The following is a 7417-nucleotide window of genomic DNA, read 5'->3' as shown; positions in this document are numbered from 1 at the left end:
TTCCTCTTCGCCCGCCGACCCATCGCGCTCCTCGACGAGCCGCCGCCCAAATACCTCGTCCCGAGCCGATGGAAATCCCCAGACCAGCTGGAACTCCACTATGCCTGATTTTCCCCGGACAGCCGTGCGCGAAGCGGGGGAGGGCCGGGGAGGAGGCGTTACGGCATAAATCCCTCGAAGACGATCTGATCGGCGAAGGCGAGCGCCGCCTTCGCCTGCGCTGTGTCGCGCACGGTCCAGGTCGTGACGGGAATGCCGCGCTCCTCGCGGCAGCGGCGCGCAATCTCATGCGGCAGATCGGCGACGTTGAAGGAGAGGAAATCCGGCCGCGTGCGCTCGACATGGGAGAATTGCGTCAGCTCTTCTCTTTGCGAGGCGGAGAGCGCGCTCCATTCCGCTCCTTCATAGGAGGCCTGCGCGACGATCCCGAGCGGCGCGCCCGCTATGCCGAGAGCGTCGAAATGCGCCCGCAATTCGGCGATCGGCGCCGGATCGAAGCTCTCGATCGCCGCGAGACCGCGATAATGCGCGACGATCTCCGCGACACTACGGGCGAGCGAGAGATCGCCGTCGAAACGACTCTTGATCTCGATGAACAGCGGAACCTGTCCGCCGATCGTCGCGAGAAAATCGCGTAAGGTGGGCGCGCCTTCGCGCGTTCCGCGCAGCGTCAGGCGGGCGATCTCGAAACGGGTCAGCGCGTCGAGACGTCCCGTTCCGTCGGTCAGGCGCTCCAAGGTCTCGTCGTGGAAGACGACGACCTCGCCGTCGGCGCTCGCCTGCACGTCGCATTCTATCGCATAGCCGGCGCAGGCGGCGGCGCGCGCCGCCGACAGCGAGTTTTCCACGACGCCCTTCGAGCGATCGTGCAGGCCCCTATGGGCGATGGGACGTTCCGTGAGCCAGTGATAGGGAGCGCCATCGCCCGGCATCATCGCCTACTCCAGCACTTCGAAGGTTCCGTCCACTTCCACCGCCGCATCGAGCGGAAGCTGCGCGACGCCGACGGCGAAGCGCGCATGGCGTCCGTTCTCGCCGAGCACGGCGGCGACGAGATCGGAGGCGCCGTTCAGCACTTGCGGAAGCTGGCCGAAATCGCCCGCGCTATTGATGAAGCCGCCGAGGCGCAGCGCGCGCAGCTTGGAAAGATCGCCGCCCGCCGCCGCGGCCGCCTGGGCGAGCAGATTGAGCGCCGCAACGCGGGCGGCCGCCTGGCCCGCCTCGAGCGCGACAGTCGCGCCGAGCTTGCCCTTATGCGCCGGATCGATCGCGCCGCCGGGCCCGACGGGCAATTGTCCGGAGACGAAGACGAAATTGCCCGAGCGCGTCCAGGGGACGTAATTGGCGACCGGCGCCGCCGGGGTGGGGAGGGTGAGCCCCAGCGCCTCGAGCCGGGCGAGCGGCGTCTGCGCTGTGTCGGTCATCGCGCGTTCCTTTCTGTTTCTCGAAAGAATCTCTCGGCTTTGTCCGCGACCGTAATTTGGCCAAGGTCGCGAGGCAATGCGTCGAGCGAGACTTCGCCTCGACATCTTGTTCGCCCGAGATAGAGTGATCGAGCGAGCGCCTTCGCGCCGCTGGGACGCGCCGGAGCGATAAAGAGGCCAGCCGGCCCCTGTCGTCGTCGCGCGAAGCGCCGGGAGAGCCGGACCGTAACCAGCCTCGAGCTCGACAGAGGGAGAAAACCCCATATGGCTCTGAAACATATCATCGGCGCGACGCTCGCCTGCGCCTCCCTTGTCGCCCTCGCGCCCCATGCGGCGCTGGCGGACGCGGCCGCCACTGTCGCCGCCGTCGCCGGGCAGCCCCGGCTCGCGCCGCATCGCGCCGTCTATGATCTGACGCTGGCCCAGGCCTCGGGCAGCAAGGCTCCGACCGCGGCGCGCGGCCGCATCGCCTTCGATTTCACCGGCTCCTCCTGCGAGGGCTGGGTGCAGAATTTCCGCCAGATCACCGAGCTGCAGCCCTCCGAAGGCCCGGCGCGCCTCTCCGACATGCGCTCGGCCACTTTCGAGGCCGGCGACGGCAAGGATTTCCGCTTCCGCATCGAGACCAAGCTCGACAATGTCCAGGCCGAGGACATAGACGGCAAGGCCAAGAAGAAGACGGGGGCGGCGCTCTCGGTCGATCTCGCCCGGCCCAAGCAGTCGACGCTCTCGCTCGACGGCGGGGCGCTCTTCCCGACCGAGCATCTGCGCCACATTCTCGCGGCGGCGCAGGCCGACGAGCGCATTCTCGAGGCCAAGGTCTTCGACGGCTCCGGCGACGGCGAGAAAATCTTCGACACGATGAGCGTGATCGGCCGCCCCACCAATGGCGCCGTCACCGAAAAGGCCGCGCAGATCAAGGAGCTCGCGGAGCTCAAGCGCTGGCCGGTGTCGATCTCCTATTTCGAGCCCGGCAAGCGCGACGAGCAGCCGGTCTATGTGCTGTCCTTCGATCTCTATGAGAACGGCGTCTCGCGCGCGCTGAAGCTCGACTATGGCGATTTCGCGCTGACCGGCGAGATGACCGAGCTCTCGATGCTGCCGAGCTCGGCGAACTGCAAGATGTGACACGGCCTTCGCGCCGTCATTGCGAGCGAAGCGAAGCAATCCAGGAGCCGCCCCGCTGCTCTGGATTGCTTCGTCGCTTCGCTCCTCGCAATGACGGGCCGGGCGCTAGGGTCTTTCCGTGTTTCATTGAAACACGGAAAGACCCTAAGCTTTTGTTTTGACGCGTTTCCGGACGCCGACCCGGCGTCCACTTCGGCTGGAAACGCTCTATTCCGCAGGCATTCGAACGGATGAAAAATACAGGCCCGGCGCGTCGCGTCGGGCTTTTTTCGTCTCGACTCTTTTTTGAAGCTCAGGCGCGGCCGGCCTCGGTCGCCTTCGGGACCTCGATCAGCTTGCCGCTCTTCACGTCATAGATGAAGCCGTAGATCGGAATATATTTCGGGACGAGCGGATGCTCGCGGACGCGTTTGACGTCCTGATAGACGCTCTCCTCCTGCGACGCGATGGTGAGCCATTTCACGAAATGGCCCGCCGTGCAGCCGCCGCCATGCTTCGGATTGGACCACGCCGTCCCGTCGAAGGCCGCCGTCTCCAGGCTGTCGTCCAGAAGGTCGGCCATGACCTCGTCGCAGAACAGCTCCATGCCGCAGTCGGTATGATGGATCACGAACCATTCGAGCGTGCCGAGCAGCTTGTGCGAGATGACGAGCGAGCGAATGGCGTCGTCCGACGCGCGGCCGCCCGCGTTGCGGATCACATGCGCGTCGCCTTCCGAAAGGCCGGCGTATTTGGCGGGGTCGAGCCGCGCGTCCATGCAGGTCAGGATCGCGAAACGCCGCGCCGGCGGCAGAGCGAGCCGCCCCTTGTCTCCGAAATCCGCGACATATTGGTCGTTCGCCGCCAAGACTTCCGCGAGAATCGTCATTTTTCCCTCCCATTCGGCTCTTCGCCGTGGAGAGTTTCTAAGGCGCGGGCTTTCGGGGTTTAAAATGCAGATTTTTCATGCGCCCATTAATCGGCTGCATGAGTAATCACGCCTCTTTATAAGCGAGCAGCATCAATCCCGCCAAAGTGAAAGCGATCGGCCAGACGATTCCGGCGATGCGCGCGCCAGGGCCGGGAAGGCGAATTTCCAGCCAGCGGGCGGAGGAGGCGAGGAGGCCGACCAGCGCCAGCGGCGTGTGGGTGATCTCGATCAGAAACTCTTCCCTTATATTGGCGAGCCCATGCGAATGGGCGAGCAGCAGCGCGCCGCCGACGCCGGTGATCAGCGGGAAGGCGAGAGGCGCCCATCGCGCCTTCACGCGCCGCGTCCGCACGCGCCATTCGAAAACGCCGAAACCGACGATGAGCGCGAGGAAGATGCGGTGCTGCGCGATCTCCGGATCGCGCAGGCTCTCGATGAGGCCGAGCTGGCCGAGCGGCCAGACCGCCTCGTCGGCGCGCAGAAACAGGAAGCCGGCGAGGCCGAGCATCAGCATCGGCCAATGGCGCGCGAAGGGGGAAAGGCGCGGCCAATGTTCGAGCAGCGCCAGCAGCCCCATCGCCGCGACGAACAGGCCGGCGATGTGGTGATTGTATTCCGACCAGGCGATGTCCTCGGCGTTGCGCTGCGCCGCCATCGAAGCGGCGACGGCGTCGGCCGTCTCCGCGGCAAGCGCGTCATCGGCGCGCGCGGTCCGGATCGGCGGCAGCGAGACGGAGAGCGCGGCATGGTCCGGGCTCTCGAGGCGGGGCGGCCATTGCGGCGTCAGCCGCTCGACGATCTCGGCGACGCTCACCCGGTCGCGCGCGAGATCGACGGCCGGCGGCAGGGAAGAGAGCGAGGCGGCGGCGAAGACGATGGTCCATCCGACGCCGATCTCGACTTCCGCGAAACGGCGCAGCCGCGCGACGGCCGTCTCATCGCGCGGAGCGCCGCGGACGGCGAAGAAATTGAGCGCGCCGAGCGACAGCAGTCCCGCGAAGAGGACGATCTTGGCGCCCACCATGACGCCATAGGAAACGCCGTAGAAATTCTCGAAAGCGCCGATATAGACGAGCGACATCGCTGCGCCGCCGGCGGCGATCATCGCCACGGCCGCCATGGAGAGATACGAAAAACGGAAGCCGATCGCGCGCTGCGCCTCGCCGTCCGGCGCGCGGGCGAGCGCCATCAGAAAATAGGGAATGCCGCCGATCCACAGAGCGACGCCGATCAGATGCGCGAGCTCCGCGGCGACGAGGCCGGGCGGATTGTCGAGCCGGCTCACCGCATGAGTCGCGCCGAGACGCGCGCAGACGAGCGCCGCCGCGAAGATGGCGAGAGGCGTCGGCCGGAGCGAGGGGCCGCGAATCGCGACAGCGAGCGCCAGGGCCGGCGCCGCCGCGAGCGCGTCGGCCTTCACCGCATCGGCGGTCAGCGCGTCCGCGAAGGAGAGCTCCAGCGCGCCGACGAGCATGGCCGCGAGCGCCGTGGCGTCGAGGGCGACGAGAAGGGCGAGGGCGAGGGCGCTCCAAAAGACGATGGCGCGCGCCCGCTCGCAAATCGTCTCCGCCGCCGCGCCGAGCCGCGGCGCGAGCGGCCGGGCGACGAGCAGCAGAAAGGCGACGCCGCCGACCGCGAGCGACAGCGCGCCAGAAATGGAGCCGCGCAGGATGACGCTCAGAAAGCCGTAGATCTCGATGAACTGCTGCATGGATCACTGCCGCGTGGATCGAGGGCCGACGCGAAAGGAGATGTCGCCGCGGGTAATGTGCCCGTCGACGCTCAGCACTTGCCAATGCAGCCGATAGTCCCCCTGTCGCAGATCGGTGAGCGCGGCCCGCAATTCGTCGGCGGCGGCGGCCTCTCGCAGCGCGAGAACCGTCCCGTGCATCTCCGGCGAAATCAACAGCAGCCGCGAGCGACGCGCGTCGATGCGGCAGTTGAAACGCAATTTGACCTCGAGATCGCGACCCGAGACGGTCTGCGCCTCTCGCGGAGCCGACTCGGAGAGGACGGCGTGCGCCTGCGCGGAGCTCGCCCCATAGATCCAGATCGCCGCCGCCGCTCCCCCGAGCGCAAAGACGAAATCACGCCCCCTCATTCCAGCCCCTGCACCCCTTCTCCGTCGCCTTCGGCCTGACAATAGCTCGACAGGCGGGCCGGCGCGCGGCTTTTTTGCGGGCGCCCGGCCTCGTTGACCGGCGCGCGCGCGGCGACTAGCCTGCGCGCCGCAGCATTAAGGACCGATGCAAATGACCGCGCCAGACAGATTTTCGTCCTCCCGCTCGTTCCAGGGCCTCATCCTGACCCTGCAGAATTTCTGGGCGGCGCAGGGGTGCGTCATTTTGCAGCCCTATGACATGGAGATGGGCGCCGGCACCTTTCATCCGGCGACGACGCTGCGGGCGCTCGGCCCCAAGCCCTGGAAGGCCGCCTATGTGCAGCCGAGTCGGCGCCCGAAAGACGGGCGCTATGGAGAAAACCCCAATCGCCTCCAGCACTTCTATCAATATCAGGTGATCCTGAAACCCTCGCCGCCCGATTTGCAGTCGCTCTATCTCGCCTCGCTGGAGGCGATCGGCGTCGACGCCACGCTCCATGACATCCGCTTCGTCGAGGACGATTGGGAGAGCCCGACGCTCGGCGCCTGGGGGCTCGGCTGGGAGTGCTGGTGCGACGGCATGGAGATTTCGCAATTCACCTATTTCCAGCAGGTGGCGGGCTTCGATTGCGCGCCCGTCTCCGGCGAGCTGACTTATGGCCTCGAGCGCCTCGCCTGCTATCTGCAGGGCGTCGATTCGATCATGGAGCTGAATTTCAACGGCGGCGACGAGGACAAGGTGACTTACGGCGACGTCTTCCGGCAGGCCGAGCAGGAATATTCGCGTCATAATTTCGAGGCCGCCGATACGGAGAAGCTCTTCTCCGACTTCCGCGCCGCCGAGGCCGAATGCCGCGCTCTGCTCGCGTTCGGCGACAAGGGCGAAGGGGAGCGCCATCTGATGGCGCTGCCGGCCTATGACCAATGCATCAAGGCGAGCCACGCCTTCAATCTGCTCGACGCGCGCGGCGTGATCTCGGTCACCGAGCGGCAGAGCTATATTCTGCGCGTGCGCGAATTGGCGCGCGCCTGCGGCGCCGCCTGGCTGCGCACCGATGGCGGCTCCGCCGCGGCGTAGGCGCATTAATCAGGCCATCGGGCGAACGCCGGAAAGGCGCTCGATCTCCCCCTCGATGGGGAGGTGGAAACGCCTCCTGCGGCGCCTCGTCTCGTTTACATGATTGCCCCTGTAGGGCTTGGCGCGTGAACTCGCAGGAGTTTGACAAAAGTTCTTTTTATGTTCTAAATTTGTTCTCGTCTTTTCGAGTCTCGGTGAGGTCGTCATGTTCGTCGTGGATCAGGTCGAGCGCCGGGACGGGCCGGCGAGGGCGGAAGGCTCCGCCATTCGCGGGCGGGGATTGGCGGCGCTGCATTCGACGCCGCTTCGCGAGCGCTTCTATTCCTGGCGCGCCGGCCGCGGCGAACGCTATGTCTGCACGATATTTTCGGCCGAGGAGGAGGAACTGGTGGCGGGTTTCGCGCGCGCCGTCGTCATCGGCGTCGCGCGCGAGGGCGGCGAGCGCCGGCCCGTCTGCGTGCTCGCCTCTGAGGATTTCGACGCCGAGAGCGGCCGGCTCGCGCGCATCGCCGCCGGCGCGCTCGGCGTGAATGAATGGCATGTGCGCTTTTGCGCGCTCCCGGGCGCGCTCGCGCGCCACCTCGCCAAAGCCTTGCTGAATTGAAAGCTTCGTCCCTCCCCCGCTCATGCGGGAGAGGGAGCGGATTCGGCCCTTTTCGACGATTTGCGCGACGCCGGCCGCCCTTTCTCCCGCGTAGCGCACGGCTGTCCGGGGAATGAGTCGATAGGTCGCGGGCGCATGCCCGGCTTTCCCGAGAGTTTCGGGGTACTTTCTG

Annotated in this window: 8 protein-coding genes; 3 read left to right on the top strand and 5 right to left on the bottom strand. The window is 66.7% G+C overall.

The features are described 5' to 3' along the window. Positions 1-158 precede the first annotated feature (158 nt). Positions 159-935 (bottom strand): glycerophosphodiester phosphodiesterase family protein, encoded by a 777-nt coding sequence (locus tag Mspo_RS19135; protein WP_201281763.1) that lies wholly within the window; start codon positions 933-935, stop codon positions 159-161. A gap of 3 nt (positions 936-938) precedes the next feature. Next, positions 939-1424, bottom strand: a complete 486-nt coding sequence (locus Mspo_RS19130; protein WP_159732853.1) for a RidA family protein — start codon at positions 1422-1424, stop codon at positions 939-941. Between the two features lie 264 nt (positions 1425-1688). Between Mspo_RS19130 and Mspo_RS19125 the strand changes: the two genes are divergently transcribed. Next, on the top strand, positions 1689-2552 hold the full coding sequence (locus Mspo_RS19125) for a cell envelope integrity EipB family protein (protein ID WP_159732851.1): 864 nt from the start codon (positions 1689-1691) through the stop codon (positions 2550-2552). Positions 2553-2844: 292 nt separating this feature from the next. Here Mspo_RS19125 and Mspo_RS19120 read toward each other — a convergent pair whose 3' ends face one another. The 3 genes from Mspo_RS19120 to Mspo_RS19110 form a co-directional block, all read right to left on the bottom strand. Then, positions 2845-3420 carry a carbonic anhydrase gene (locus tag Mspo_RS19120; protein WP_159732849.1) on the bottom strand — a complete coding sequence of 192 codons (576 nt, stop codon included), beginning with the start codon at positions 3418-3420 and terminating at the stop codon, positions 2845-2847. Between the two features lie 106 nt (positions 3421-3526). Further along, the gene (locus tag Mspo_RS19115) at positions 3527-5173 is read right to left on the bottom strand and encodes a copper resistance D family protein (RefSeq protein WP_159732847.1); all 1647 of its coding nucleotides are present in this window, start codon (positions 5171-5173) and stop codon (positions 3527-3529) included. 3 nt (positions 5174-5176) lie between these two features. After that, positions 5177-5563 (bottom strand): copper resistance CopC family protein, encoded by a 387-nt coding sequence (locus tag Mspo_RS19110; RefSeq protein ID WP_159732845.1) that lies wholly within the window; start codon positions 5561-5563, stop codon positions 5177-5179. A gap of 151 nt (positions 5564-5714) precedes the next feature. Between Mspo_RS19110 and Mspo_RS19105 the strand changes: the two genes are divergently transcribed. Both Mspo_RS19105 and Mspo_RS19100 read left to right on the top strand, forming a co-directional pair. After that, positions 5715-6641, top strand: coding sequence for a glycine--tRNA ligase subunit alpha (locus tag Mspo_RS19105; RefSeq protein WP_159732843.1), 927 nt, complete (start codon positions 5715-5717; stop codon positions 6639-6641). Positions 6642-6846: 205 nt separating this feature from the next. Next, on the top strand, positions 6847-7245 hold the full coding sequence (locus Mspo_RS19100; RefSeq protein WP_159732841.1) for a hypothetical protein: 399 nt from the start codon (positions 6847-6849) through the stop codon (positions 7243-7245). Positions 7246-7417: the final 172 nt, after the last annotated feature.

The organism is Methylosinus sp. Ce-a6, assembly GCF_009811655.1.
Classification (GTDB): domain Bacteria; phylum Pseudomonadota; class Alphaproteobacteria; order Rhizobiales; family Beijerinckiaceae; genus Methylosinus.
The sequence above is the reverse complement of the archived record's forward strand: the minus strand, read 5'-3'. Positions and strand labels throughout refer to the sequence as shown.